Origin of the sequence: Pantoea sp. BJ2, from assembly GCF_040255075.1 — a bacterium.
Lineage (GTDB): Bacteria > Pseudomonadota > Gammaproteobacteria > Enterobacterales > Enterobacteriaceae > Pantoea > Pantoea leporis.
The window spans coordinates 4,201,897-4,228,302 of record NZ_CP158292.1 but is presented as its reverse complement, the minus strand read 5'-3'; the positions used below and the strand labels follow the sequence as shown (position 1 = coordinate 4,228,302).

Annotated in this window: 27 protein-coding genes; 8 read left to right on the top strand and 19 right to left on the bottom strand. The window is 54.4% G+C overall.

The window, feature by feature from the left end; all coding sequences use genetic code 11:
• Nucleotides 1-602 precede the first annotated feature (602 nt).
• The 6 genes from rpmH (at nucleotide 603) to AAF463_RS19630 (ending at nucleotide 5,231) form a co-directional block, all read left to right on the top strand.
• A complete protein-coding gene (gene rpmH / locus AAF463_RS19655) occupies nucleotides 603-743 on the top strand; it encodes a 50S ribosomal protein L34 (protein WP_003849659.1) in 141 nt (46 codons plus the stop codon).
• 14 nt (nucleotides 744-757) lie between these two features.
• Nucleotides 758-1,117, top strand: a complete 360-nt coding sequence (rnpA, locus tag AAF463_RS19650) for a ribonuclease P protein component (protein WP_036648555.1) — start codon at nucleotides 758-760, stop codon at nucleotides 1,115-1,117.
• Nucleotides 1,081-1,338: a membrane protein insertion efficiency factor YidD gene (gene yidD, locus AAF463_RS19645; protein WP_007893564.1), complete on the top strand. Its 258-nt coding sequence runs from the start codon at nucleotides 1,081-1,083 to the stop codon at nucleotides 1,336-1,338. Before rnpA ends, yidD begins: the two co-directional genes overlap by 37 nt.
• A 2-nt stretch (nucleotides 1,339-1,340) precedes the next feature.
• Nucleotides 1,341-2,987 (top strand): membrane protein insertase YidC, encoded by a 1,647-nt coding sequence (gene yidC / locus AAF463_RS19640; RefSeq protein ID WP_101763898.1) that lies wholly within the window; start codon nucleotides 1,341-1,343, stop codon nucleotides 2,985-2,987.
• A 96-nt stretch (nucleotides 2,988-3,083) separates the two neighbouring features.
• Nucleotides 3,084-4,448, top strand: coding sequence for a tRNA uridine-5-carboxymethylaminomethyl(34) synthesis GTPase MnmE (gene mnmE / locus AAF463_RS19635; protein ID WP_350261315.1), 1,365 nt, complete (start codon nucleotides 3,084-3,086; stop codon nucleotides 4,446-4,448).
• A gap of 192 nt (nucleotides 4,449-4,640) precedes the next feature.
• Nucleotides 4,641-5,231: a malonic semialdehyde reductase gene (locus AAF463_RS19630; RefSeq protein WP_101763899.1), complete on the top strand. Its 591-nt coding sequence runs from the start codon at nucleotides 4,641-4,643 to the stop codon at nucleotides 5,229-5,231.
• A gap of 46 nt (nucleotides 5,232-5,277) precedes the next feature.
• On the opposite strand, the gene AAF463_RS19625 is transcribed toward AAF463_RS19630, so the two are convergent.
• The gene (locus AAF463_RS19625) at nucleotides 5,278-5,787 is read right to left on the bottom strand and encodes a flavin reductase family protein (RefSeq protein ID WP_137386826.1); all 510 of its coding nucleotides are present in this window, start codon (nucleotides 5,785-5,787) and stop codon (nucleotides 5,278-5,280) included.
• Between the two features lie 294 nt (nucleotides 5,788-6,081).
• On the opposite strand from AAF463_RS19625, the gene AAF463_RS19620 reads away from it, so the two are divergent.
• Nucleotides 6,082-6,828, top strand: coding sequence for a 4'-phosphopantetheinyl transferase superfamily protein (locus AAF463_RS19620; RefSeq protein ID WP_101763901.1), 747 nt, complete (start codon nucleotides 6,082-6,084; stop codon nucleotides 6,826-6,828).
• Between the two features lie 28 nt (nucleotides 6,829-6,856).
• Here AAF463_RS19620 and AAF463_RS19615 read toward each other — a convergent pair whose 3' ends face one another.
• Complete coding sequence (locus tag AAF463_RS19615; RefSeq protein ID WP_350261314.1) at nucleotides 6,857-8,170, bottom strand: NCS2 family permease; 1,314 nt, start codon at nucleotides 8,168-8,170, stop codon at nucleotides 6,857-6,859.
• Nucleotides 8,171-8,321: 151 nt separating this feature from the next.
• Here AAF463_RS19615 and yieH point away from each other — a divergent pair, with 151 nt between their 5' ends.
• Complete coding sequence (gene yieH, locus AAF463_RS19610; RefSeq protein ID WP_192414277.1) at nucleotides 8,322-8,984, top strand: 6-phosphogluconate phosphatase; 663 nt, start codon at nucleotides 8,322-8,324, stop codon at nucleotides 8,982-8,984.
• Between the two features lie 171 nt (nucleotides 8,985-9,155).
• On the opposite strand, the gene AAF463_RS19605 is transcribed toward yieH, so the two are convergent.
• From AAF463_RS19605 to atpI, 17 genes are all read right to left on the bottom strand, one after another.
• Nucleotides 9,156-10,394 (bottom strand): MFS transporter, encoded by a 1,239-nt coding sequence (locus AAF463_RS19605; RefSeq protein ID WP_217549507.1) that lies wholly within the window; start codon nucleotides 10,392-10,394, stop codon nucleotides 9,156-9,158.
• Nucleotides 10,395-10,513: 119 nt separating this feature from the next.
• Nucleotides 10,514-11,248: a phosphate signaling complex protein PhoU gene (gene phoU, locus AAF463_RS19600; RefSeq protein WP_007893583.1), complete on the bottom strand. Its 735-nt coding sequence runs from the start codon at nucleotides 11,246-11,248 to the stop codon at nucleotides 10,514-10,516.
• 14 nt (nucleotides 11,249-11,262) lie between these two features.
• The gene (pstB, locus tag AAF463_RS19595) at nucleotides 11,263-12,036 is read right to left on the bottom strand and encodes a phosphate ABC transporter ATP-binding protein PstB (protein WP_101763905.1); all 774 of its coding nucleotides are present in this window, start codon (nucleotides 12,034-12,036) and stop codon (nucleotides 11,263-11,265) included.
• A 43-nt stretch (nucleotides 12,037-12,079) separates the two neighbouring features.
• Nucleotides 12,080-12,967: a phosphate ABC transporter permease PstA gene (pstA, locus tag AAF463_RS19590; RefSeq protein ID WP_101763906.1), complete on the bottom strand. Its 888-nt coding sequence runs from the start codon at nucleotides 12,965-12,967 to the stop codon at nucleotides 12,080-12,082.
• Nucleotides 12,964-13,926 carry a phosphate ABC transporter permease PstC gene (gene pstC / locus AAF463_RS19585; protein ID WP_101763907.1) on the bottom strand — a complete coding sequence of 321 codons (963 nt, stop codon included), beginning with the start codon at nucleotides 13,924-13,926 and terminating at the stop codon, nucleotides 12,964-12,966. The genes pstA and pstC overlap by 4 nt, the downstream gene beginning before the upstream one ends.
• An 89-nt stretch (nucleotides 13,927-14,015) precedes the next feature.
• Entirely contained in the window at nucleotides 14,016-15,059 is a 1,044-nt protein-coding gene (gene pstS, locus AAF463_RS19580) for a phosphate ABC transporter substrate-binding protein PstS (RefSeq protein WP_049852409.1), read from the bottom strand.
• Between the two features lie 176 nt (nucleotides 15,060-15,235).
• A complete protein-coding gene (gene glmS / locus AAF463_RS19575) occupies nucleotides 15,236-17,065 on the bottom strand; it encodes a glutamine--fructose-6-phosphate transaminase (isomerizing) (RefSeq protein WP_222185620.1) in 1,830 nt (609 codons plus the stop codon).
• Between the two features lie 130 nt (nucleotides 17,066-17,195).
• Entirely contained in the window at nucleotides 17,196-18,566 is a 1,371-nt protein-coding gene (gene glmU / locus AAF463_RS19570) for a bifunctional UDP-N-acetylglucosamine diphosphorylase/glucosamine-1-phosphate N-acetyltransferase GlmU (protein WP_350261313.1), read from the bottom strand.
• Between the two features lie 163 nt (nucleotides 18,567-18,729).
• Complete coding sequence (locus AAF463_RS19565) at nucleotides 18,730-19,149, bottom strand: F0F1 ATP synthase subunit epsilon (protein WP_008106717.1); 420 nt, start codon at nucleotides 19,147-19,149, stop codon at nucleotides 18,730-18,732.
• Nucleotides 19,150-19,173: 24 nt separating this feature from the next.
• A complete protein-coding gene (atpD, locus tag AAF463_RS19560) occupies nucleotides 19,174-20,571 on the bottom strand; it encodes a F0F1 ATP synthase subunit beta (protein ID WP_008106718.1) in 1,398 nt (465 codons plus the stop codon).
• A 63-nt stretch (nucleotides 20,572-20,634) separates the two neighbouring features.
• Nucleotides 20,635-21,501, bottom strand: coding sequence for a F0F1 ATP synthase subunit gamma (gene atpG, locus AAF463_RS19555; RefSeq protein ID WP_101763910.1), 867 nt, complete (start codon nucleotides 21,499-21,501; stop codon nucleotides 20,635-20,637).
• 52 nt (nucleotides 21,502-21,553) lie between these two features.
• Nucleotides 21,554-23,095: a F0F1 ATP synthase subunit alpha gene (gene atpA, locus AAF463_RS19550; protein WP_008106721.1), complete on the bottom strand. Its 1,542-nt coding sequence runs from the start codon at nucleotides 23,093-23,095 to the stop codon at nucleotides 21,554-21,556.
• 14 nt (nucleotides 23,096-23,109) lie between these two features.
• Nucleotides 23,110-23,643, bottom strand: a complete 534-nt coding sequence (gene atpH, locus AAF463_RS19545; protein ID WP_008106723.1) for a F0F1 ATP synthase subunit delta — start codon at nucleotides 23,641-23,643, stop codon at nucleotides 23,110-23,112.
• A 14-nt stretch (nucleotides 23,644-23,657) separates the two neighbouring features.
• Nucleotides 23,658-24,128, bottom strand: a complete 471-nt coding sequence (gene atpF / locus AAF463_RS19540) for a F0F1 ATP synthase subunit B (RefSeq protein ID WP_007893603.1) — start codon at nucleotides 24,126-24,128, stop codon at nucleotides 23,658-23,660.
• A 107-nt stretch (nucleotides 24,129-24,235) separates the two neighbouring features.
• On the bottom strand, nucleotides 24,236-24,475 hold the full coding sequence (gene atpE, locus AAF463_RS19535; protein ID WP_003849523.1) for a F0F1 ATP synthase subunit C: 240 nt from the start codon (nucleotides 24,473-24,475) through the stop codon (nucleotides 24,236-24,238).
• Between the two features lie 49 nt (nucleotides 24,476-24,524).
• Complete coding sequence (gene atpB / locus AAF463_RS19530; protein WP_007893608.1) at nucleotides 24,525-25,343, bottom strand: F0F1 ATP synthase subunit A; 819 nt, start codon at nucleotides 25,341-25,343, stop codon at nucleotides 24,525-24,527.
• Nucleotides 25,344-25,351: 8 nt separating this feature from the next.
• On the bottom strand, nucleotides 25,352-25,732 hold the full coding sequence (atpI, locus tag AAF463_RS19525; RefSeq protein ID WP_222185617.1) for a F0F1 ATP synthase subunit I: 381 nt from the start codon (nucleotides 25,730-25,732) through the stop codon (nucleotides 25,352-25,354).
• Nucleotides 25,733-26,406 lie beyond the last annotated feature (674 nt).

Below are 26,406 nucleotides of genomic sequence, written 5' to 3'. Positions count from 1 at the left end.
GGCGGACTCCACTCGTACAAAATCGATAAGAATTTTAGGCGCTAATAAATAGAAACGTAATTTTTAGACACAGACGGTTGGAAAGCGCCTGCGACCGCTATTCGCGGTAGTCTTCCCCGGCGATCGCAGCGAGGATCGTCAGCGGAAGGGCGGATCATAACGTAAAGCTGCACAGAGATCTTCCCTTTCTACACAGTTTTGATCCAATTTATCCACAGGCTACTGAAGTGATAATGAGTTTACGCTTTCTGCGAAAAAAGCCAGCGTTAATGTGGCTGAAAGCGTTAATTTTTCTGGCAAGCTCTCGTTTCCGTGCAGCAAATCTGCAAACTGATCGCAAGAAGATCCTGCGCGATCCTTGCGCTTTAACCCACAGCCCGTATAATTCCCCACCCGGCATTATTGCGTGAAGCCTTGATGCCCGGAATCAGCGGGCTGTATCTGGGTTTCCAGGTGCCGCGACCAGCGAAGTGAATTGACTCTGGACTGTACAATTATTACAATCCCGCCTCTTTATTAAAGACACATTGAGGCGTTGGTCGATTTACTGGCCCGAAAACGCGTCACCCAGTGAAAATTTTCAAGTTTAGGTAGAAATCGCCATGAAACGCACTTTTCAACCGTCCGTACTGAAGCGCAACCGTTCACACGGTTTCCGTGCTCGTATGGCAACAAAAAATGGTCGTCAGGTTCTGGCACGTCGTCGTGCTAAAGGCCGTTCTCGTCTGACCGTTTCTAAGTAATAAAGCTAACCCTCGTGGTTAAGCTCGCATTTCCCAGGGAGTTACGTTTGTTAACTCCCACTCATTTCACTTTCGTCTTCCAGCAGCCACAACGAGCCGGTACGCCGCAAATCACCATACTCGGCCGACTTAACGCGCTGGGGCATCCCCGCATCGGTCTCACCGTCGCAAAAAAACATGTAAAACGCGCCCATGAACGCAACCGGATCAAGCGATTGACCCGCGAAAGCTTTCGTCTGCGTCAACATGAGCTCCCTGCAATGGATTTTGTGATCGTGGCTAAAAAAGGGATTGCTGACCTGGATAACCGTGCGCTGACGGAAGCGTTGGAGAAACTATGGCGTCGTCACTGTCGCCTGGCTCGCGGCTCCTGATTGCCCTGATACGCGTTTATCAACGCGCCATCAGCCCACTGCTGGGACCTCATTGCCGGTTCCATCCCACCTGTTCGCAGTATGGGATTGAGGCCTTGCGCCGCTTTGGCGTTGTAAAAGGCAGTTGGTTGACGATAAAACGCGTATTAAAATGCCACCCTTTGAACCCGGGTGGTGACGATCCTGTGCCGCCAAAAACCTTTGATACCAGAGAACATTAACGATGGATTCGCAACGCAATCTCTTTCTCATCGCTTTTCTGTTCGTGTCTTTTATGATCTGGCAAGCCTGGCAGACGGACCACGCTCCGCAGCCACAGCAAACCCAGACCACGCAAAACACAAACAGCGCAGCGGGTGATGCCGCCACTTCCGGCGTGCCGGCTAGCGGACAGGGCAAAACGATCACCGTTAAGACAGATGTCCTGTCACTCAACATCAATACGCGTGGTGGCGATATTGAGCAGGCTCAGCTGCTGACTTACCCGGACAAACTGGGTTCAGATGCACCGTTCCAGCTGCTTGAAACTACACCGGCCTTCGTTTATCAGGCGCAGAGTGGCTTAACTGGCCGCAACGGCCCGGATAACCCGAACAATGGCGCACGTCCGCTGTATACCACTTCGCAAGATAGCTTCGTGATGGCAGATGGCCAGAGCGAACTGCGCGTACCGTTGACCTGGACCGGTGAAAACGGCGTGGTTTACACCAAGACTTTCGTCTTCAAGCGCGGTGAGTATGCGGTAAACGTTGACTACAACATCAACAACACCACTCAGCAGCCGCTGGAAGTGTCGATGTTTGGTCAGCTGAAGCAGACCATCGAGGTGCCTAAGCACCGCGATACCGGCAGCAACAACTTTGCTCTGCACACCTTCCGTGGCGCAGCGTACTCAACCAGCGATGCGAAATACGAAAAATATAAATTCGATACCATCGCGGATAACGAGAACCTGAACACCACCACCAGCAATGGTTGGGTGGCGATGCTGCAGCAGTACTTTGCTACCGCCTGGGTGCCGCGCACGCAGGGTAATAACACGCTGTACACCACTAACCTCGGCAATGGCGTAGCGGCAATTGGCTACAAATCTGCTCCTGTGACCGTTGGCGCAGGCGCACAGCAAGATCTCGGCGCAACGCTGTGGGTAGGCCCGGAAATTCAGGACCAGATGGCAGCCATCGCGCCTCACCTGGATCTGACCGTAGATTACGGCTGGTTGTGGTTCATCTCGCAGCCGCTGTTTAAGCTGCTGAAGTTCATCCACAGCTTTATCGGTAACTGGGGCTTCTCCATTATCGTTATCACCTTCATCGTGCGTGGCATCATGTACCCGCTGACCAAAGCGCAGTACACCTCCATGGCGAAGATGCGTATGCTGCAGCCAAAGATTCAGGCGATGCGTGAACGTCTGGGTGATGATAAGCAGAAACAGAGCCAGGAAATGATGGCGCTGTATAAGGCGGAGAAAGTGAACCCGCTGGGCGGCTGTCTGCCACTGGTTATCCAGATGCCAATCTTCCTGGCCTTGTACTACATGCTGTCAGGCTCGGTTGAACTGCGTCATGCGCCGTTTATTCTGTGGATTCATGACCTGTCAGCGCAGGATCCGTACTACATTCTGCCGATCATCATGGGTATCACCATGTTCTTCATTCAGAAGATGTCACCGACCACCGTGACCGATCCGATGCAGCAGAAGATCATGACCTACATGCCGGTGATCTTCACCGTGTTCTTCCTGTGGTTCCCATCAGGTCTGGTGCTGTACTACATCGTCAGCAACCTGGTGACCATTCTCCAGCAGCAGCTGATTTATCGCGGCCTGGAAAAACGTGGTCTGCATAGCCGCGACAAGAAGAAAGCGTAACGCCTGACTGCGACCAGCAGCAGCGTATAATCAAAGGGCGACATTTATGTCGCCCTATTTTTATTTATTAATACCCTAAAAGTTTAAGGTGGAATCATGAGCCACAGCGACACTATCGTTGCCCAGGCGACGCCTCCCGGCCGTGGCGGCGTTGGCATTCTGCGTATCTCCGGCGGCAAAGCCGCTGAGGTAGCGCAAGCCGTGCTCGGCAAGCTGCCAAAGCCGCGCTATGCCGACTATCTGCCCTTTACCGACGCCGATGGCAGCGTGCTGGATCAGGGCATTGCGCTGTGGTTTCCTGGCCCGAACTCCTTCACCGGTGAAGATGTTCTGGAGCTGCAAGGCCACGGCGGCCCGGTGATTCTCGACCTGCTGCTCAAGCGCATCGTGGCGCTGCCCGGCTTACGCATTGCGCAACCAGGTGAATTCTCCGAACGCGCCTTCCTTAACGACAAGCTCGATTTGGCGCAAGCCGAAGCGATTGCCGATCTGATCGATGCAAGCTCAGAGCAAGCCGCCCGCTCGGCAGTAAACTCGCTGCAGGGCGCGTTTTCCCTGCGCATCAACGCACTTGTGGAAGCACTTACTCACCTGCGCATCTATGTGGAAGCGGCCATCGACTTCCCGGATGAGGAGATCGATTTCCTTTCCGACGGCAAAATTGAAGCACAGCTCAATGTGGTGATCGGCGACCTCGACGGCGTGCGTGCCGAAGCGCGTCAGGGTAGCCTGCTACGTGAAGGGATGAAAGTGGTGATTGCCGGTCGTCCCAATGCCGGAAAATCGAGCTTGCTGAATGCCTTAGCCGGACGCGAAGCGGCGATTGTGACTGATATTGCTGGCACCACGCGCGACGTCCTGCGCGAGCACATCCATATTGACGGCATGCCGCTGCACATCATCGATACTGCCGGTTTACGTGAAGCCAGCGACGAGGTCGAGCGCATTGGTATTGAACGCGCGTGGCAGGAGATCGAGCAAGCCGACCGCGTGCTGTTTATGGTCGATGGCACCACCACCGACGCGACTGAAGCCGCCGCCATCTGGCCAGATTTTGTTGCCCGTTTGCCGGAAGCGCTGCCAATTACCGTGGTGCGTAACAAAGCGGATATGACCGGCGAAGTGCTGGGTCTCACTGAAGTGAACGGTCACTCACTGATTCGTCTCTCGGCGCGCACCGGTGAAGGTGTGGAAGCGCTGCGCGATCACCTGAAACAGAGCATGGGATTTGCCGGCAATATGGAAGGCGGATTCCTCGCCCGCCGCCGCCATCTGCAAGCACTGGAGTTAGCCGCAACCCACTTGCAGCAGGGCAAGCATCAGCTGTTAGGTGCGTGGGCCGGCGAATTACTGGCAGAAGAGTTACGGTTAGCGCAGCAGGCGCTGAGCGAAATCACCGGTGAATTCACCTCTGACGATTTGCTGGGCAGAATTTTCTCCAGTTTCTGTATTGGTAAGTAATGGCCTGCGGCGTTCTCATGTCGGGTGCGCACTCACGCGCATCTGGCGCCCGGTAGACATGCGTCTTTGTTATTTGGCTCTCCCACGCCTTTGCAGTATAACGATCATTGCCCGGCGAACAGGTCCTGCTGGGTACATTCATTATTCATGCTAAATATTGGGCGCAAGTTGCGGCCTGAACAGGAGAGAAACATGAGTACATCGCTCGACAGCGTGGCGCTGAACACGCTGTTCATTGAAGCCCGCACCCACAGCTATTGGCAGGACAAACCGGTTTCTCGGGAGGTGCTGGAGCAGCTCTATCACCTGACCGCGCTGGGTCCAACCTCGGCTAACTGCTCGCCGGGCCGTTTTGTGTTTGTGACATCGCAGGAAGGTAAAGAGAAGCTGAAACCCGCGCTCTCCTCCGGCAACGTCGACAAAACCATGTCCGCTCCGGTAACGGTGATCGTGGCGTGGGATCCTGAGTTCTACGAAGCGCTGCCGAAGCTGTTCCCGCATGGTGATGCGCGCAGCTGGTTTACCAGCAGCCCGGATCTGGCGAAAGAGACCGCGTTCCGTAACAGCAGCTTGCAGGCAGGTTATTTGATTCTGGCCGCGCGTTCGCTGGGCCTGGATGCCGGCCCGATGTCCGGTTTCGATCCGTCAAAAGTGAACGACGCCTTCTTTAGCGAGAGCAAATGGCAGGTGAACTTACTGATCAATCTCGGCTATGGCGAAGCCAGCAAACTGCATGCGCGTCTGCCGCGTCTCGGCTTTGATGAAGCCAGCACCTTTGCCTGATTGAGAAAAGGCGTCGGGCTTAGCCCACGACGCCCGTTTCAAGCGGTTATCCCAGTGAATGGAAGCCGCTGTTGAAGTAGATCATCGGCTCTGCCGCTTCACCTGGCAGAGCAATGCCCACGATACGCGCCAGCAGCACGCTGTGCGTGTTCCACTCCACTACCTTCTCCAGATGGCAATCAAAACTCACCAGCGCATCAGCCAGAATCGGCGCGCCGGTATTCAGCGTCTGCCACGTACCGTTTTGAAAACGCTCGGCGCGGCGTGAGGATTGGCTGAACTGGGCACATAAGTCGTCATGCTGCTCACGCAGCACGTTCACGGCAAAATGGCCGGCTGCGGTAAAAGCATCATGACTGGACGCGCTACGATTCACGCACACCAGCAGGCTGGGTGGCTCAGCCGCAAGCGAACTGACCGACGTGGCAATCAGCCCAAGCTTTTCGCCCTGAAATTCGGTGGTAACCAGAGAAACACCCGCGGTTAAGCGACGCATGCCGTGACGAAACTCATCAAGCGAGATCGATTCCTGGCGAGAAATAGCGGTATCTGACATAAAAAACTCCGACGTGCCTGTTTTAACAATGCGCACAATGGGCAGATGAATGAAGAGTTAGCGCACTTTGATGTGCTGTTTTACTGCCCAAATCCTACACCACATCACACAGTTAGGCACTCAATCCGGCAGGTTTCTGCAAAAGCGTTCTATGCAAAGTTGCCAAATGGGATTGCCGCATGGCTTCGTCCTTATCTGAAATATCGCCTATTCCATCTTAAGCCGGATGCAAACCCATGAGAAAATTCTTACAATAGCACTGATGATTATTCGACCATTTTCATGGAGCGACAGATGGCTAGTCATTTTGTACGTTGGATAGGTAATCCGCCCTTTTCTTCTGAGAACATGCGGGTGCCACAAGAAGTAATCAACAGCGCTCAGCGCTTCGCTGACAAGCGTCGCGGACGCTTTCTCGCCGCACGCGAACTGCTGGCTCAGCTGATGTTACGCGTCTACGGTATCCGCGAACTCCCCGCGCTGACGACCAGCAGCAGCGGACGTCCCTGTTTTGCCGATGCCAACCTGCCCGATTTCAGCATCTCCTACGCCGGAAACACTATCGGAGTGCTGCTGGCCGAAGAAGGCGGCCGCGCCGGATTGGATATGGAAATTGTGCGCGCTCACAGTCGTCAAACACAGGATATGCTGACGCAGGATCTCTCCTCCGGCGAAAAAGCATGGATCAACGCGCAGCAGGATTTCATGGAAGCGCTGACGCAAATCTGGACGCTGCGCCAAAGTATTCTCAAGCTCACCGGCGAAACCGATAGCGGTATTGATTCACTGCGTTTGCATCCTGCGGCCGGTCGGCTGCGTTCCACCGTGTTCCCCGATATTCAGGCGGTGTGTGATGCTGAGCCCACGCTGGTGTGGTCATGCGCGCTGTCGCCCGGCACCGAACGCTTACATCTGTGGGAGATTGATGGCTCGCAGCAGTGGCAAGCGCTGCGCGATGTCGAGATGAGTAAACCCAATATCGGGCCGCATACGCTGCGCCTGACCAGTTTGGTCACGCCGCATGAGATGGGACATCCGTAAAAAAGGCCGCATCAGCGGCCTTTACTGTTTAGTGAGCATCGATAAAGACGATTTTCAGCACGAACAGTAGCGCGACCACCACCACGCACGGGCTGATTTCACGCCAGCGGCCGGTTCCCAACTTCATCACGCAGTAAGAGATAAAGCCCAGCGCGATACCTTCGGTGATCGAGAAGCTGAACGGCATCATCGCCGCAGTAACAAACGCTGGCACCGCTTCGGTGAGATCGTCCCACTGCACGCGTGACAGCGACGCCGTCATCAATACGCCAACGTAAATCAGCGCACCCGCCGCCGCATAAGAGGGCACCATCGCCGCCAGCGGTGACAGGAACATCACCAGCAGGAACAGAATCCCGGTGATCACCGCCATCAGGCCGGTACGACCGCCGATCGCCACGCCGGACGAACTTTCAATGTAGGCGGTTACCGATGAGGTACCAATCAGCGAACCGGTCACCGAACTGATGCTATCGACGTACAGCGCCTGTTTCATGCGCGGGAAAGTGCCTTTCTCGTCGGTCAGCCCGGCTTTATCGGTCACGCCAATCAGCGTGCCGGAGGAGTCGAACAGATTGACCAGCATAAAGGAGAAGATCACCCCGGCCATGCCGATATTGAACGCGCCTTTGATATCAACCTGGCCTACAACGGATGTGATCGCAGGTGGCGCTGCGAACACGCTGCTGAATTTCACATCGCCAATGATCAAGCCTAGCGCGGTCGTCACCACAATCGACACCAGCACCGCCGCATGGATATTGCGGGAAGCCAGAATCGCGATGATGAAGAAACCCAGCGCCCCAAGCAGCACGCTGTGCGAGGTCAGATTACCCACAGCCACAATGGTATCGGCGTTTGGCACGATAATTCCGGCGTTTTTCAGCCCCATCATGGCGATAAACAGACCAATACCAGCGGTGATGCCAACACGCAGGCTGAGCGGAATGTTGGCAATCATCCAGTAACGCACGCGCAGCAGCGTGAGGATCAGCAGACCCAGCGCGCCCCAGAAAATCGCGCCCATACCAATCTGCCACGAGTATCCCATGGCCCCGACCACCACAAAGGCGAAGAAGGCGTTCAGGCCCATCGCCGGTGCCAGAGCTACCGGCAGATTCGCCACCAGCCCCATCAGAATACTGCCGAACGCGGCAATCAAGCAGGTAGTAACAAACACTGCCTGCGTATCCATGCCCGCTACACCGAGAATTTGCGGGTTAACGAAAACGATGTACACCATCGTCAGGAAAGTCGTGCAACCGGCAATCACTTCGGTACGCACGGTGGTTCCGTGTTCCTGCAGTTTGAAGATGCGCTGCAAAAGGCCCTGATTAGTCATTCCACTGTTCCGCTAAAAAATTTATCGCCGCGTATCCTATAGAGTTTAGCGTGGCAAAACACTGATTTTTCGCAACCGGTTGCTCAGGGTCGCTTTCTACGCTCAGTGCGCTAGAGTGTCAGCTTATTGTTTAACAAAAGGATGATGTGCGATGTCGGTGGAATGTATTTTTTTTGATTGCGACGGCACGCTGGTCGACAGCGAAGTGATCTGTACGCAAGCTTACGTCAACACCTTTGCCCGCTACGGTATTGAACGCTCTCTGCAGCAAATGTTTGAGCAGTATAAAGGGGTAAAGCTCTACGACATCATCCGCGATGTGGCAGCCGAACATCAGGTTGAACTGCCACTCGAAGAAGTGGAAACCGCCTATCGCGCCGAAGTGGCGAGATTGTTTGATCTCGATTTGAAGCCGATTGCCGGTGCCAAAGCGCTGGTGGAGCGCGTGAAAGTACCAATGTGTGTGGTTTCAAACGGCACGGTGAAGAAGATGCAGCATTCGCTGGGATTGACCGGCATGCTGCCGTATCTCGATGGCAAGCTGTACAGCGGGTATGACATTAACCACTGGAAGCCGGATCCGGAATTGATGTATCACGCCGCCGAGCAGATGCAGGTGCCGATTGAGAAGTGCATTCTGGTGGATGATTCCGAAGCGGGCGCGCGTGCCGGGATCGCGGCCGGGATTCCGGTGTTTTACTACTGCGCCGATGCGCACAATCCCGAACTCGATCATCCGCTGGTGACGCGCTTTGATGATATGGCGCAGTTGCCGGATTTGTGGCGCGCGCGTGGCTGGGATTTGGTGGGGTAGAGCTCGTTTTCCCCCTCCTCGGTTCGTGCTGGCTGTCCCCCATCCCGGCCTTCCCCCATGAATGGGGGAAGGAGATGCTGCCACATGCAACTCCCAACCCACATATTGCAGCATCTTCCTCCCCCATTCATGGGGGAGGACCGAGGAGGGGGACAGCCAGCACAATCCAAATCAGCCAATCGCCCCTAACGAATCCTCGTTGCTCTGCTTCTTCGGCAGCAGGAACAGCGTGGCGGCGATATCCAGCAGATAAATCAGCGCCAGCAGCGTGATCGCCGCGGTGAAAGAGATATTGGTCGCCAGCAGGCCAATCACCAATGGACCAAACCCGCCTACGCCACGCCCCAAATTAAACAACACGTTCTGCGCTGTTGCGCGCGCCTGCGGTGGGAAAGTATCGGAAATCAGCGCGCCGTAGCCGCCGATCATGCCGTTCACAAACATCCCCATCAGCGCGCCGGTAAACAGCATCACCGTAGGATCGCGCAGCTGCGCATACACCACCACCATCACCACCGCGCCAAACTGATACAGCAGGAAGATTTTCCAGCGCGCGAAGCGATCGGCCAGCACGCCAAACAGCCAGATGCCGAACGTCATGCCCACCACCGTCACCGCGGTCCACAAGCCTGATTTGGTCAGGCTGAAACCGAAGCTGGACGACAGATAGCTCGGCATCCAGATCATCAATCCGTAGTAACCAAAGTTCTGCACCGAGCAGAGAATGAAAATCCCCAGGCTGGCTTTGCTGGTGGCACGATCGGCAAACAGCAATTTAAGACGTGCGCCAAACGAGAGCTGCGGCGTTTTCTCCACGTGGCGGGTAAAGCTCTCCGGCTCGCCCATGCTGCGGCGAATCACAAAGGAGACCAGCGCCGGCAGCAAACCGACGAGGAACATGCCGCGCCAGCCAATCACGCTCAGCAGCGGCGGCGTGATAAAGGCCGCCAGCAGCACACCGAGCTGCCAGCCAATGCCCACCCACGCCGAGGCGCGGTTGCGCTTCTCTTTCGGCCAGGCTTCGGCAATCAGCGCCATGCCGATGCCGAACTCTCCGCCCAATCCCACGCCCGCCAGCGTGCGGTACACCAGCAGATCCCAATAACCCTGCGCCACGGCGCACAGGCCGGTGAACACTGAGAACACCAGAATAGTAACGGTAAGGATACGGATGCGACCATAACGATCGCTGAGATGGCCAAACACGATGCCGCCGATCACCGCGCCAATCAGTGTCCAGGTGACCAGCGAACCGGCCTGAGACGGATCGAGCGCCAGCGAGACGCTGATCGCCGGCAGCATAAAGCCAAGAATCAGCAAATCAAATCCGTCCATCGCGTAGCCGCTGATAGCCGCCACCATGGCTTTCGCCGGTGTAATGGCTTGTTTTTGAGGAGTTGGGGAAGACATGTAACAGCACCTGGCAGAAAAAAGTGCGCCAAGTATAAAGAGAGGGAATCGCCGAGAACAGACAGAATTTAAGCAGGCGGCCCGTTAGCCACAGTGGCAACGGCCCGCCGACGCATCAATCAAGAGGGTTTATTGCTGCCGTCATCGCCCGACAGCAGTTCATCCAGCTTGTCGCCGCCCACATGACGGAAATCCTGACCTTTGACGAAATAGAAGATAATTTCGCAGATGTTCTGGCAGCGATCGCCGATACGCTCGATGGCGCGCGCGCAGAACAGCGCGGTCAGCACGCTTGGGATAGTGCGCGGATCTTCCATCATGTAGGTCATCAGCTGACGCACGATGCCTTCGTACTCTTTATCCACCTTCTTATCTTCGCGGTAGATTTTGATGGCTTCGTTGAGATCCATGCGCGCGAACGCATCCAACACGTCGTGCAGCATCTGCACGGTGTGATGACCAAGCGCTTCAAGGCTCACCAGCAGCGGCAGATGCTGCTGGCTGAACTTCTCCAGCGCGGTGCGGCTGATTTTTTCTGCCACATCGCCAATGCGTTCCAGCTCAGAAATGGTCTTGATGATCGCCATTACCAGGCGCAAATCGCTGGCGGTCGGCTGGCGTTTGGCGATGATGCGCACACAGGCTTCATCAATCTCCACTTCCATCATGTTGACCTTCTGGTCGCCGTCGATGACGTGACGCGCCAGCTCGCCATCCTGGTTGTGCATCGCGGTGATGGCGTCCATCAGCTGCTTCTCAACCATGCCGCCCATGATCATCACTTGCGTGCGAATGTGCTCCAGCTCCGCGTTGAACTGACCGGAGATGTGTTTGTTCAGATTTAAATTATCCATGTGCGTCTCCTGAATCAGCCGTAACGACCGGTGATGTAATCTTCGGTCTGCTTCTTTGCGGGCTTAGTGAACAAGGTATCGGTATCGCTGAACTCAATCAGCTCGCCCAGATACATAAAAGCGGTGTGGTCAGAACAACGCGCAGCCTGCTGCATGTTGTGAGTCACGATCACCACAGTGTAATCCTGCTTCAGTTCGGTGATCAGCTCTTCAATACGACCGGTTGAGATCGGATCCAGCGCGGAGCAAGGCTCATCCAGCAACAGCACTTCCGGGCGAATCGCGATGCCGCGGGCGATGCACAAACGCTGCTGCTGACCGCCGGAAAGACTGTAACCGCTCTGATGCAGCTTGTCTTTGGTTTCATTCCACAGCGCGGCTTTGGTCAGCGCCCACTGCACGCGCTCATCCATATCGGCACGCGACAGCTTCTCAAACAGCCGCACGCCGAAGGCGATGTTGTCATAAATCGACATCGGGAATGGCGTAGGCTTCTGGAACACCATACCGACGCGGGCGCGCAGCAGGGCGATATCCTGATTGGAAGCCAGAATGTTATCGCCATCCAGCAGGATGTCACCTTCGGCACGCTGCTCCGGATAGAGCGAGTACATTTTGTTGAAGGTGCGCAGCAAAGTGGATTTACCGCAACCTGATGGGCCGATAAACGCGGTCACCTGATTTTTGGTGATATCCAGATTGATGTTTTTCAGCGCGTGAAACTTACCGTAATAGAAGTTCAGATTACGGACCTGAATTTTACCGGCTGATGAAGTCACGTTACTCATTCTCGTCTCTCATAAGCAGCGCCGCCGAAGCCGCGCTGGGAAATTAGTGTTTGCCCTTGGCGAAAACCACACGCGCCACAATGTTCAGCAGCAGCACGCACACGGTAATAATCAGCACACCCGCCCACGCCAGGCTTTGCCACTCGGCAAACGGGCTCATGGCGAATTTAAAGATGGTGACCGGCAGGTTAGCGATCGGCTGCATCATGTCGGTGCTCCAGAACTGGTTCGACAGCGCAGTAAACAGCAGCGGTGCGGTTTCACCGGCAATACGCGCCACGGCCAACAGCACACCGGTGATGATGCCGGAAACCGAGGCTTTCAGCGTAATCGCCGAAATCATTTTCCACTTCGGCGTACCCAGCGCATAAGCCGCTTCACGCATGCTGTCGGGTACCAGACGCAGCATATTTTCGGAGGTACGAATCACAATCGGGATTTGCAGCAGCGCCAGCGCTACTACGCCGGCCCAACCGGAGAAGTGCTGCATCTGCGATACCACAATGGTGTAAACAAACAGGCCCACCACAATCGACGGTGCTGACAGCAGAATGTCGTTGATGAAGCGAATCACTTCCGCCAGCCAGTGTTTACGGCCATATTCCGCCAGATAAATCCCAGCCATGATGCCGAGCGGCGTTCCGATGATCGTCGACCAGAAAATCAGTAAACCGCTGCCGAGTAAGGCGTTGGCTAAACCACCGCCTGCGGTGTTGGGCGGCGGTGTCGATTCGGTAAACAGCTCCCAGCTCAACCCATCAACGCCGCGCGTAACGGTGGTGAACAGAATCCACACCAGCCAGAACAGACCGAATGCCATGGTCATCAGCGACAGCGTCAGGGCAATTTTGTTTTTAGTACTGCGCCATGCCTGCATTTTGCGGCGCGAGGCTTCCAGCTCAGCGCGAGCCTGAACTTCAATAGCGGTCATGAACGGGCTCCTTCACTCTTCGCCAGACGCAGGATCATCAGTTTGGAGATCGCCAGCACGATAAAGGTAATCACGAACAGAATCAGACCCAGTTCCATCAGTGCTGCAACGTGGACACCCGATTCCGCTTCAGCGAATTCGTTGGCCAGCGCGGAAGTAATACTGTTGCCCGGCATAAACAGCGAAGCGCTGTCGAGCTGGTAGGTGTTACCGATGATAAAGGTCACCGCCATGGTTTCACCCAACGCGCGGCCCAGGCCAAGCATCACGCCGCCGATCACGCCATTTTTGGTGAACGGCAGCACGATGCGCCAGATCACTTCCCACGTGGTGCAGCCGATACCGTAAGCCGACTCTTTCATCATCACCGGCGTTTGTTCAAATACGTCGCGCATCACCGAGGCGATGTACGGGATGATCATGATGGCGAGAATCACACCCGCCGCCAGAATGCCGATACCAAATGCCGGGCCAGAGAATAGCGTGCCGACAATCGGGATATTCGCCATCACGTTGCCAACTGGCGTCTGGAAATATTCGGCGAACAGCGGCGCGAAAACAAACAGGCCCCACATGCCGTACACGATGCTGGGGATGGCCGCCAGCAGCTCAATGGCGGTGCCCAGCGGGCGACGCAGCCAGCCTGGCGCCAGTTCGGTCAGGAACAGCGCGATGCCGAAGCTCACCGGCACGGCAATGATTAAGGCAATAATCGAGGTGACGAGGGTGCCGTAAATCGGTACCAGCGCACCAAATTGTTCGTTTGGCGCATCCCAGGTTTTGTTCCAAAGGAAAGAGAAACCAAATTTTTGGATGCTTGGCCAGGAGGAGAAAATCAGGGAGACGATAATGCCGCCCATCAACAGCAACACGATAAGCGCGGATAGCTTCACCAGCGCGCCGAAAATCATGTCGCCTTGTTTACCGGGGGCTTTGAACGTCGGCTTAGTGGCAGCCATAGAATTCTCTGTTCTCAGGGGGATGTCAGGGCGGCACGCAGGCCGCCCATTGGGGTTGGCCAACCGTCTCGGCTGGCCGGGTCAATCTGTTACTGGTACAGCGCTTTACCGGAGCTATCTTTGATGTTCGCTTTCCACGCTGCACGAATCTGGTTAGCTACGCTTTCTGGCAGCGCGGCGTAATCCAGGTCGGTTGCGGTTTTGCTGCCACCTTTGTATGCCCAGTCGAAGAACTTCAGCACTTCGCTACCTTTCTCCGCATTCGCCTGATCTTTGTAAATCAGGATGAAGGTGGTTGAGGTGATCGGCCATGCATCGTTGCCTTTCTGGAAGGTCAGATCCTGAGCAAAGGTTTTGCTCCAGTCTGCGCCTTTCGCGGCGTTAGCAAAGCTCTCTTCACTTGGTGCGACCGCTTTACCGTCGGCATCAACCAGTTTGGTGTAGGTCAGGTTGTTCTGCTTGGCGTAAGCGTATTCCACATAGCCAATTGAACCCGGCAGACGCTGTACAAAAGCGGCCACGCCGTCGTTACCTTTACCGCCCAGACCGGTTGGCCAGTTAACGGTGTTACCTTTACCAATTTTGCTGTTCCACTCTTCGTTCACTTTTGCCAGGTAGCTGGTGAAGACGAAGGAAGTACCGGAACCGTCAGCGCGGCGAACCACGTTGATGTTGGAATCTGGCAGTTTCACGCCTGGGTTCAGTTTAGTGATCGCCGGGTCATTCCACTTTTTGATGGTGCCGAGGTAGATGTCGCCCACGGTTTTACCGTCAAGAGTCAGTTCACCGGATTTCACACCTGGGATGTTAACCGCCAGCACCACACCACCGATGACGGTAGGGAACTGGAACAGGCCGTTTTTCTGCAGATCTTCTTCTTTCATTGGCGCATCAGACGCACCGAAATCGACGGTTTTCGCGATGATTTGCTTCACGCCGCCGGAAGAACCAATACCCTGATAGTTGATTTTGCTACCGGTGGCTTGCTGGTACTCGGCTGCCCACTTGGCATAAACCGGCGCCGGGAATGTCCCGCCTGCGCCCGTCAGATCGGTGGCTGCAAAAGCAGAAACCGCGCTTACTGCGAAGGTGGCGGCGAGGATTCGGGCTACGGTGCTACGCATCAGTGTCATGTTCCCTCCAGGGGATTCAAAAAAATCAGGCTCAATGCCTTTTTAGTAGGAGTCAGTGATTGCTGCTGGAGGGAAAATAGGACAGTTTGATGACAGTGAAATGTACGAAATGTGACAGTTATATGACAGCGTGCAGAAATGAAGCGGGCCCATTGCGGGCCCACTCTTGTTACTGATTATTCAACGGTAACCGATTTCGCCAGGTTACGCGGCTGGTCAACATCGGTACCTTTAATCAGCGCCACATGGTACGAGAGCAGCTGTAACGGCACGGTGTAGAAGATCGGTGCAATCACCTCTTCTACGTGCGGCAGGGAGATGATTTTCATGCCATCGCTGTCGCTGAAACCGGCATCCTGATCGGCAAACACATACAGCAAACCGCCGCGCGCGCGTACCTCTTCAATATTGGATTTCAGCTTCTCCAGCAGTTCGTTGTTGGGCGCGACCACGATCACTGGCATATCCGCATCAATCAGCGCCAGCGGGCCGTGCTTCAGCTCGCCCGCCGCATAGGCTTCGGCGTGGATATAGGAGATCTCTTTCAGCTTCAGCGCGCCTTCCATCGCGATCGGATACTGATCGCCACGGCCAAGGAACAGCGCGTGATGCTTATCAGAGAAACCTTCCGCCAGGTTTTCGATCACTTTGTCCTGCGCCAGCATCTGTTCGATGCGGCTCGGCAAGGCCTGCAGCGCGTGCACAATCTCGTGCTCGGTTTCGGCTTTCATGCCGTGCAGACGACCGAGTTTCGCCACCAGCATCAGCAATACTGCCAGCTGCGTGGTGAAGGCTTTGGTGGATGCCACGCCAATTTCAGTGCCGGCTTTGGTCATCAGCGCTAAATCGGATTCACGCACCAGCGATGAACCGGCCACATTACAGATGGCCAGCGAACCGAGATAACCCAGCTCTTTCGACAGGCGCAGCGCCGCCAGCGTATCGGCGGTTTCACCCGATTGTGACAGCGTGATCAGCAGGCTATTTTTACGCACTGCAGATTTGCGATAACGGAATTCCGAGGCGATTTCCACATCACAAGGCAGGTTAGCCAGCGACTCAAACCAGTAACGCGAAACCATGCCGGAGTTGTATGACGTACCGCAGGCAATGATCTGAATATGTTCGACCTGGCTCAACAGCGTCTCAGCATCCGGGCCCAGCTCGCTGAGATCGACTTCGCCGTGATTAAAACGACCGGTGATGGTGTTTTTGATCGCGTTCGGCTGCTCGTAAATCTCTTTCTGCATGTAATGACGATAGATGCCTTTGTCGCCAGCATCGTACTGCGCGGTCGATTCGATTTCAGCGCGCTTAGTGGTTTTACCGTCACGATCGATAATGGTGACTTCGCGGCGGGTGATCTCGGCAATGTCGCCCTCTTCCAGATAGATGAAGCGACGCGTCACCGGCAGCAGCGCCAGCTGATCGGAAGCGATAAAGTTTTCGCCCACGCCACGGCCAATCACCAGCGGACTGCCGGAGCGCGCCGCCACCAGCAGCGAAGGATCGCGGCTGTCCATGATCACCATGCCATACGCACCGCGCAGCTGCGGAATGACGCGCAGCACCACTTCACGCAGTGTGCCGCCTTGCTTCTGCTCCCAATGCACCAGATGCGCCACCACTTCGGTGTCGGTTTCTGAGGCAAAGTGATAGCCGCGCTCAAGCAACTGCGCGCGCAGCGGCTCATGGTTTTCAATGATGCCGTTGTGCACGATGATGATGTGCTCGGAAACGTGCGGATGCGCATTGGCCTCCGACGGTTCTCCGTGTGTCGCCCAGCGCGTGTGTGCGATACCGGTGCCGCCAATCAGCGGCTGCTGCTCTGCGGCTTCCGCCAGGTTCTGCACTTTACCCAAACGACGCAGGCGCGTCATATGGCCCTGACGATCGACGACGGCTAATCCCGCGGAGTCATAACCGCGATACTCAAGACGACGCAAACCTTCCAGCAGAATTTCTGCGATGTCACGCTGCGCTACTGCACCAACAATTCCACACATAGTAATTTCCTGACTTCATGGCTTTCGGCCATTGCGTTGTCATACGACCTGATTTCCCCGAGCCTTGTAGAGAGTGGGGATATTTTTTTATGGCACTGCTAACAGGCCGATCGTTGTCGGCCTTTAAAATTTATTTTTTCTTAACAGGACGCTGCCAGCCCGATTTTTGATTCTGTTCTTTACGGTTGTAGACCAGATCCGCAGCTAACACATCTTTCATTATCGTGGTGCCCGCGGCGATGGTCGCACCGCTCGCCACGCTGACTGGCGCCACCAGTTGGGTATCCGAACCGATAAACACGTTGTCGCCAATGATGGTTTTGGATTTGTTGGCGCCATCATAGTTACAGGTAATGGTACCCGCACCGATATTCACGCCCGCGCCAATTTCCGCATCGCCGAGATAAGAGAGATGACCAGCTTTAGAGCCTTTGCCGAGCGTGGCTTTCTTCATCTCTACAAAGTTGCCCACGTGCGCCGCTTCCGCCAACTCGCTGCCCGGACGCAGACGCGCAAAAGGCCCAACCGTACAAGCAGCGGCTAACGTGGCATCTTCGATCACCGAATAAGGGCTGATTTCACAGTCGTCAGCAATCACGCTGTTTTTGATGATGCAGCCGGCACCGATTTTGATGCGGTTGCCGAGCGTGACTTTGCCTTCGATGATCACGTTGGTGTCGATCTCCACATCGCGGCCGTGTTGCAACGAACCGCGCAGATCGAAACGCGCCGGATCGCGCAGCATCACACCCGCCAGCAGCAGCTTTTCTGCCTGCTCGCTTTGGTAGACACGCTCAAGCGTTGCCAGCTGCAGGCGATTGTTGACGCCATCGGTTTCGCTGATGCGCGCCGGATGCACCGCATTGATCACGCGGCCTTCGTGGTGCGCCATGGCGATGATATCGGTGATATAGAATTCGCCCTGCGCATTATTGTTGTTAAGTTGTGCCAGCCAGCGCTTGAGGTCGCCGCCGTTGGCAATCAGGATGCCGGTGTTAATTTCCTGAATTTTTAGCTGTTCTGGCGAGGCATCTTTCTGCTCAATGATGCCGATCACCGTGCCGTTTTCACGCACGATACGACCGTAGCCGGTGGGGTTATCCAGAACCACGGTGAGTAAGCCAATGCCGCCCGCGGGTTTCGCGTCGCGCAGACGTTGCAAACTGGCCTGCGAGATCAGCGGCACGTCGCCGTACAGCATCAGAATATCTTCGTCATCGGCAAAGAAGGGTGCCGCCTGCTGCATCGCATGACCAGTACCCAGTTGCTCGGCCTGCAGCACCCAGTTGAGTGCGTTATGCGCTAACGTTGACTGCAGTAAATCTCCGCCGTGGCCGTAAACCAGATGGATCTGCTGGGCGCCCAAACCGGTTGCGGCATCAATAACGTGCTGAACCATTGGTTTACCTGCAAGGGTGTGCAGAACTTTGGGCAGGTCGGAATACATTCGGGTGCCTTTGCCAGCGGCTAAGATCACCACACTCATCGCGTTCGTAGACATAACTATCCTGATTCTCTTCAACTTTCGAAAGTGTAAGGTTTAGCCCCGAGATTACTACATTTTTCTCGGGTCGAAATTAGCCGGGCTCAGCGCCAGGCGGCAAATTTTGGGCAAAAAAAATGCCAACCCAAAGGGCTGGCATTTCGTGACGCATAAAGCCTGATTACATCGCTTTTTTAGTCAGCTCGATGACACGCAGTTTCGCGATGGCTTTCGCCAGTTCCGCAGAAGCCTGAGCATAGTCCACGTCGCCGTGGCTGCTGTTCATGTGCTCTTCCGCTTTACGTTTCGCTTCCAGCGCGCGCGCTTCGTCGAGGTCTTCACCGCGAATCGCGGTGTCGGCCAGAACGGTGGTGCTGCCAGGCTGAACTTCCAGCACGCCGCCAGAGAGGTAAATAAACTCCTCTTCGCCGTGCTGTTTCACGATGTGAATCATACCAGGCTTGATGGCTGTCAGCAGCGGGGCGTGGCCAGGACGAATCCCCAGCTCACCTTCGCTACCTGACACCTGGATACGCTCGACCAGACCGGAGAACATTTGTTGCTCCGCGCTGACCACGTCCAGATGATAAGTCATAGCCATACCATTCCTCCTGGGAAACCTAAATTACAGTTTCTTCGCTTTTTCTACGGCTTCTTCGATAGCGCCGACCATGTAGAACGCCTGCTCTGGCAGGTGGTCGAATTCGCCTTCCATGATGCCTTTGAAGCCACGGATGGTGTCTTTCAGGGTGACGTACTTACCTGGAGAACCGGTGAAGACTTCAGCAACGAAGAACGGCTGAGACAGGAAGCGCTGAATCTTACGCGCACGTGCCACCAGCAGCTTGTCTTCTTCAGACAGCTCGTCCATACCCAGGATAGCGATGATGTCTTTCAGTTCCTGGTAACGCTGCAGCAGAGACTGCACGCCACGCGCAACGTCATAGTGCTCCTGACCCACGATCAGTGGATCCAGCTGACGGCTGGTAGAATCCAGCGGGTCAACGGCTGGGTAGATACCCAGAGAGGCGATCTGACGGCTCAGCGTAACGGTTGAGTCTAAGTGAGCAAAGGTGGTTGCTGGTGACGGGTCAGTCAAGTCATCCGCAGGAACGTAAACGGCCTGTACAGAGGTGATTGAACCGGTCTTCGTGGAGGTAATACGCTCCTGCAACACACCCATCTCTTCTGCCAGCGTTGGCTGATAGCCTACCGCAGATGGCATACGACCCAGCAGTGCTGATACTTCAGTACCGGCCAGGGTGTAACGATAGATGTTGTCGATGAACAGCAGAACGTCACGGCCTTCATCACGGAATTTTTCCGCCATGGTCAAACCGGTCAGTGCTACGCGCAGACGGTTACCCGGCGGCTCGTTCATCTGGCCATACACCAGCGCTACTTTATCGATAACGTTGGAGTCAGTCATTTCGTGGTAGAAGTCGTTACCCTCACGAGTACGCTCACCCACACCAGCAAATACCGAATAACCTGAGTGCTCAGCCGCGATGTTACGGATCAGCTCCATCATGTTTACGGTTTTACCTACACCCGCACCACCGAACAGACCGACTTTACCGCCCTTAGCGAACGGACACATCAGGTCGATAACCTTGATGCCGGTTTCCAGCAGTTCCTGCGAGTTAGACTGATCTTCATACGAAGGTGCTGCACGGTGAATAGAGGAAACCTCTACTACAGTGCCGTCGTCATTCTGCAGGTCGCCTTTCATGTCGATTGGCTCACCCAATACGTTCATGATACGGCCGAGGGTTGCTTTACCAACCGGAACCTGGATAGGTTTTTTCAGGTCGGTAACTTCCAGACCGCGCTTCAGGCCGTCAGAAGTACCCATGGCGATGGTACGAACCACGCCACCACCCAGCTGCTGCTGAACTTCCAGCACCAGACGAGCATCACCATTTTTCACCTCGAGAGCGCTGTATACCTGCGGTACCGCGTCCTGAGGGAATTCGACGTCAACTACGGCGCCGATAATCTGGACAATCTTTCCAGCTGCCATCTTGAATCCTCTACCTAATACGAAAATACCCAGCCGCGCTCGCGCGACAGGATATATGCCTGGTTAAACCGCGGAGGCTCCCGAGACGATCTCGGTAAGTTCCTGGGTGATGCTGGCCTGACGAGCTTTGTTGTAAACCAACTGCAGCTCTTTGATCAGGTTTCCGCCGTTATCGGTTGCAGCTTTCATTGCAACCATACGTGCGGCCTGCTCACTGGCCAGGTTTTCCACCACACCCTGATAAACCTGCGATTCGACGTAACGACGCAGCAGGGTATCCAGCAGCGCTTTCGGATCGGGTTCGTACAGGTAATCCCAGGTCTTCGCCTTCATCTCTTCTTCACCTTCCGCTGGCGGTAACGGCAGCAGTTGGGTAATGGTCGGAGTCTGAGACATGGTGTTGTTAAACTTGTTGGCAACGATATACAGCTTGTCGATGCGACCTTCATCGTAGGCCTGCAACATCACTTTTACCGGGCCGATCAAATCAGACAGTGCAGGCTTATCGCCCATACCGGTGACTTGTGCCACGATGTTGCCACCTACAGAGCCGAAGAATGAATTGCCTTTCGAACCGATAACAGCCAGATCGCTCTGTACGCCTTTATCCGCCCAGCTTTTCATATCTGCCAGCAATTTTTTGAACAGGTTAATGTTCAAACCACCACAAAGCCCGCGGTCAGTCGAAACGACCAGGTAGCCGACGCGCTTAACGTCACGCTCATCCAGGTAAGGGTGCTTGTATTCCAGATTACCCAAGGCAAGGTGACCAATCACTTTGCGCATGGTATCTGCATACGGACGGCTGGCCGCCATGCGTTCCTGCGTTTTACGCATTTTGGAGGCGGCGACCATTTCCATCGCTTTGGTGATCTTCTGCGTATTTTTTACGCTTCCGATCTTACTACGTATTTCTTTTGCGCCGGCCATTAGCTTCTCCTCAAAGCCTTGCGGCCTGCCTTTTCAGACAAGCCGCCAGACATTACCAGGACTGGGTTGCTTTAAACGTTTCGAGGAGGCCTTTCAGCTTCTCTTCGATTTCGTTATTGAAGTTACCCGCTTGGTTGATTTCAGCCATCAGCTCAGCGTGATCGCGATCCGCGAACGCCAGCAAAGCGGCTTCGAAGCTGCCGACTTTCGCCAGTTCAACATCGTTCAGATAGCCGCGCTCAGCAGCAAACAGCACCAGACCCTGTTGCGCAACTGACATCGGCGCATACTGTTTCTGTTTCAGCAGCTCAGTCACTTTCTGACCGTGGCTCAGCTGTTTACGCGTTGCATCGTCCAGATCGGAAGCGAACTGAGAGAACGCAGCCAGTTCACGATACTGTGCCAGCGCGGTACGAATACCACCGGACAGTTTCTTGATGATCTTAGTCTGTGCAGCACCACCAACACGGGATACCGAAATACCCGGGTTAACGGCTGGACGAATACCGGAGTTGAACAGGTTAGATTCCAGGAAGATCTGACCATCAGTAATCGAGATTACGTTGGTCGGAACGAACGCAGAAACGTCACCCGCCTGAGTTTCGATGATTGGCAGTGCGGTCAGAGAACCGGTCTGGCCTTTCACTTCACCGTTGGTGAAGCGCTCAACGTAGTCAGCGCTAACGCGTGATGCACGCTCCAGCAGACGAGAGTGGAGATAGAACACGTCACCAGGGAATGCTTCACGACCTGGTGGACGGCGCAGCAGCAGAGAAATCTGACGGTAAGCAACAGCCTGCTTAGACAGGTCATCGTACACGATCAGTGCATCTTCACCGCGGTCACGGAAGTACTCACCCATCGCACAACCGGCGTACGGTGACAGGTACTGCAGTGCTGCAGATTCAGAAGCAGAAGCGACAACCACGATGGTGTTAGCCAGCGCGCCGTGCTCTTCCAGTTTGCGTACTACGTTAGAAATGGTTGACGCTTTCTGACCAATCGCAACGTAGACACACTTGATGCCTGAATCGCGCTGGTTGATGATGGCGTCGATTGCCATTGCAGTTTTACCGGTCTGACGGTCACCGATGATCAGCTCACGCTGGCCACGGCCGATTGGAATCATCGCATCGACAGATTTGTAACCGGTCTGAACAGGCTGGTCTACAGACTGACGGTCGATAACGCCCGGTGCAATCACTTCAACAGGCGAGAAGCCGTCGTTTTCGATTGCGCCTTTACCGTCGATCGGTGCACCCAGGGTGTTCACCACACGGCCCAGCAGGCCACGGCCAACTGGAACTTCTAAAATACGACCCGTACATTTTACTTTCATGCCTTCCGCGAGGTCAGCATACGGGCCCATCACTACTGCACCAACCGAGTCACGCTCGAGGTTCAGTGCGATAGCGTAACGGTTGCCCGGCAGGGCAATCATCTCACCCTGCATGACATCGGCCAGGCCGTGTACGCGGATTATACCGTCACTTACAGAAACAATAGTACCTTCGTTGTGAGCTTCACTCACGACATTGAACTGAGCAATGCGCTGCTTGATCAGTTCGCTGATTTCGGTGGAATTCAGTTGCATATGCTCCAGTCCCCTTAAGACTGCAAGACGTCTGCCAGACGATCAAGACGGCCGCGTACGCTGCCATCAATGACCAGGTCACCCGCACGGATAACCACACCTGCCATTACAGACTTATCAATTTTGCAATTCAGCTTAACTTTACGTGACAGACGTTTTTCCATCGCGGCGCTGATTTTAGTCAGCTGACTGTCACTCAGCGTGCTGGCAGAAATCACATCAACTTCGGCTGTCGCTTCATAAGCGTCACGCAGTTGAATGTACTGAGCCAGTACGGCTGGAAGCGCTGTCAAACGTCCGTTTTCGGCCATTACCTTAATCAGGTTCTGGGCGTTTTCATCAAGTTGATCGCCACAAACTGCAATGAAAGAAGCAGACAAAGCTTCCGGTGCGAGCGCACCGGAAAGAAGATCTGCGATCTGTTCGTTGCGAGCCACTTCTGCGGCAAACGCCAGCATGGATTGCCAGCGATCGATGCTTTGATGCTCAACAGCAAAGTCAAAAGCTGCTTTGGCGTAGGGGCGAGCTACAGTAATCAGATCAGACATCAGCCCCTCCCTCCTTACAGTTCAGCGACCAGTTTATCAACGATGTCGCTGTTAGCAGCTTCATCCACGGAACGTTCGATGATTTTCTCGGCGCCAGCTAATGCCAGCAACGCGACTTGCTTACGCAGCTCTTCACGGGCACGCGAACGCTCGGCATCAATTTCTGCCTGCGCCTGCGCCACGATGCGGTTACGTTCAGTCTCAGCTTCGGTTTTCGCTTCGTCCAGAATCTGGGCACGGCGTTTGTTCGCCTGCTCGATAATGACCTGAGCGTCTTCTTTCGCTTTTTTCAGCTGGTCGGTCGCATTGGCCTGCGCGAGATCTAAATCTTTCTTCGCGCGCTCAGCAGAAGCAAGGCCTTCAGCAATTTCTTTCTGGCGCTTTTCGATGGCAGCCATAATCGGCGGCCATACGTACTTCATGCAGAACGCGACAAACAGAATGAACGCGATGGCCTGGCCGAGGATTGTTGCATTAATGTTCACAGCACAATGCCTCTTATTAAGTTAACTTGCTCTGCCGCTATCAGAGATAAACGGCAGAATCCGTCCCTCATCACACCAGGTGCCATGAGTGAACAAGGCTACCAGGTTTAAGCGACAGCAAACATCACGTAGAGACCCAGACCTACAGCGATCATCGGGATTGCATCCACCAGACCCATTACAACAAAGAACTGCGTACGCAGCAGAGGGATCAGATCCGGTTGACGCGCGGCGCCTTCCAGGAATTTACCTCCGAGGATGCCGATACCGATCGCAGCACCGATTGCCGCCAGGCCCATCATCACAGCGGCAGCCATGTACAGCAGATCCATATTCAGGTTTTCCATGACAGTCTCCAGTTTGTTTCAGTTAAAAGCTTAAGTGTTGAGATAAAAATCAATGTTCTTCAGATGCCATCGACAGATAGACGATCGTGAGGACCATGAAAATGAAAGCCTGCAGCGAAATGATCAGGATGTGGAAAATGGCCCAAGGCACATTCAACAACCACTGCGACCACCACGGCAGCAAGCCGGCAATCAGGATAAAGATCAACTCACCCGCATACATGTTGCCGAACAGTCGCAGACCCAGTGAAACAGGCTTGGACAGCAGGCTAACACCTTCAAGAATCAGGTTAATGGGGATGAAGATCGGGTGATTAAAAGGCTGCAGCGTCAACTCTTTGGTGAAGCCGCCAATGCCTTTCATTTTGATGCTGTAGAACAGAATCAAAATAAATACGCCCAGCGCCATAGACAGCGTGATGTTCACGTCTGCAGACGGCACGACGCGCAGCGCCGGCAGGCCTAAATAGTGCTCGCCGATAAACGGCAGCAAATCGATAGGCAGCAGATCCATGAAGTTCATCAGGAAGACCCAGACGAAAATCGTCAGAGCCAGCGGGGCGATAAGTTTGCTTTTACCGTGGTACATGTCGCGCACGTTGTTATCAACGAAGCCGACAACCAGTTCGATAGCCGCTTGTAATTTCCCTGGAACACCGCTGGTAGCGCTTTTCGCCACTTTGCGGAACAACACCAGGAAAATCAGTCCCAGCACCACAGAGAAAAACATGGAATCGATATTTAATACCCAGAACGTCGCGGGAGCGTCGTGCGGATTCACCAACTCGAAAGTACGCAGGTCCAACTGAAGGTTATTCAGGTGGTGACCTATGTATTCTTGCGGAGTAGAGATTTCTCCAGCAGCCATGATGCCTCTTACCCTTTGTTGTTAATTACAGCCGGAGCGACGATCTGCACCACCAGCACCGATAACCACGTGATTGCGAGTGGCCAGAAGACCGCTCCAAACACACCCAACGCCACCGCGAGGAAAATGACGGTTGTGAACACCTTCAACACTTCACCAAGGGCGAAGCTCCAGGCAACACGTCCTTTCGCAGGCGTTTGATCCTGCAGGCGCCAGGCCAAAAACATAAACAACACGTTCGGCAGCCAGGCTGCCACGCCACCCGCGATGGCGGAGGCGCCCCAGGTAACCTCTTTCAGGGTAAAGAGCGCACCGATGGTGACAAAGGTCACCAGCTGAATGATCAGCACGGCCCGGGCTAATTTCACACTGTAAAGAGACACTGACATGACGCTGAACTCTCCTGCCCCGAACGGGGTATGTCGCGTGTCGTATAAGACTGCCTTTACTCATTTGAGTCAAGCAGCAAAAGCCGTGCAAATTATACGGGCGCCACCTGCGATTTCAATCGGTAAGTAGCGAAAAGGTGAACAATTATTTAAATTTCTTTCTGAAGGGCTATTTTTCAAAACATCGTCTTCAGGCAATGTCTGACTTTAAGTCTGAAAATGCCCGACCGACTTGCTTTTAAAGCGTGCTTTAGATCACATAATAAACAAGGAATGCCTGACTGAATTTGTTTCAGACAAGATTTATAGAATTTCAAAATCGACTAAAACACTAATAAATCAGAGATTTAGATTTTTTATTTAACTGTCGCACTTCGATTTTCGAGAAAAACACTCTATTGACATCATGCGCTGCAATAAAAACGCAAAACTGATATTACGTACGCCAATTTATTGCAAAGTTATATTTTCACCAGTGATTATTTGGTTGGGTAAATACACCCAAAAAAGTGATCTCCGTGATAATGAAATGTGAATTATTCGTTAAATGTAACAGAGATTTTCGGATAATTTCCGCCGGGGATGTTAACTCGCGCGCCCTGCCCTGCGAAATAAAAGCTTTTACCTAAAAGTGTTCAATCGCTGCTTTTTCGTTCAGGGCAATAACTAAGACA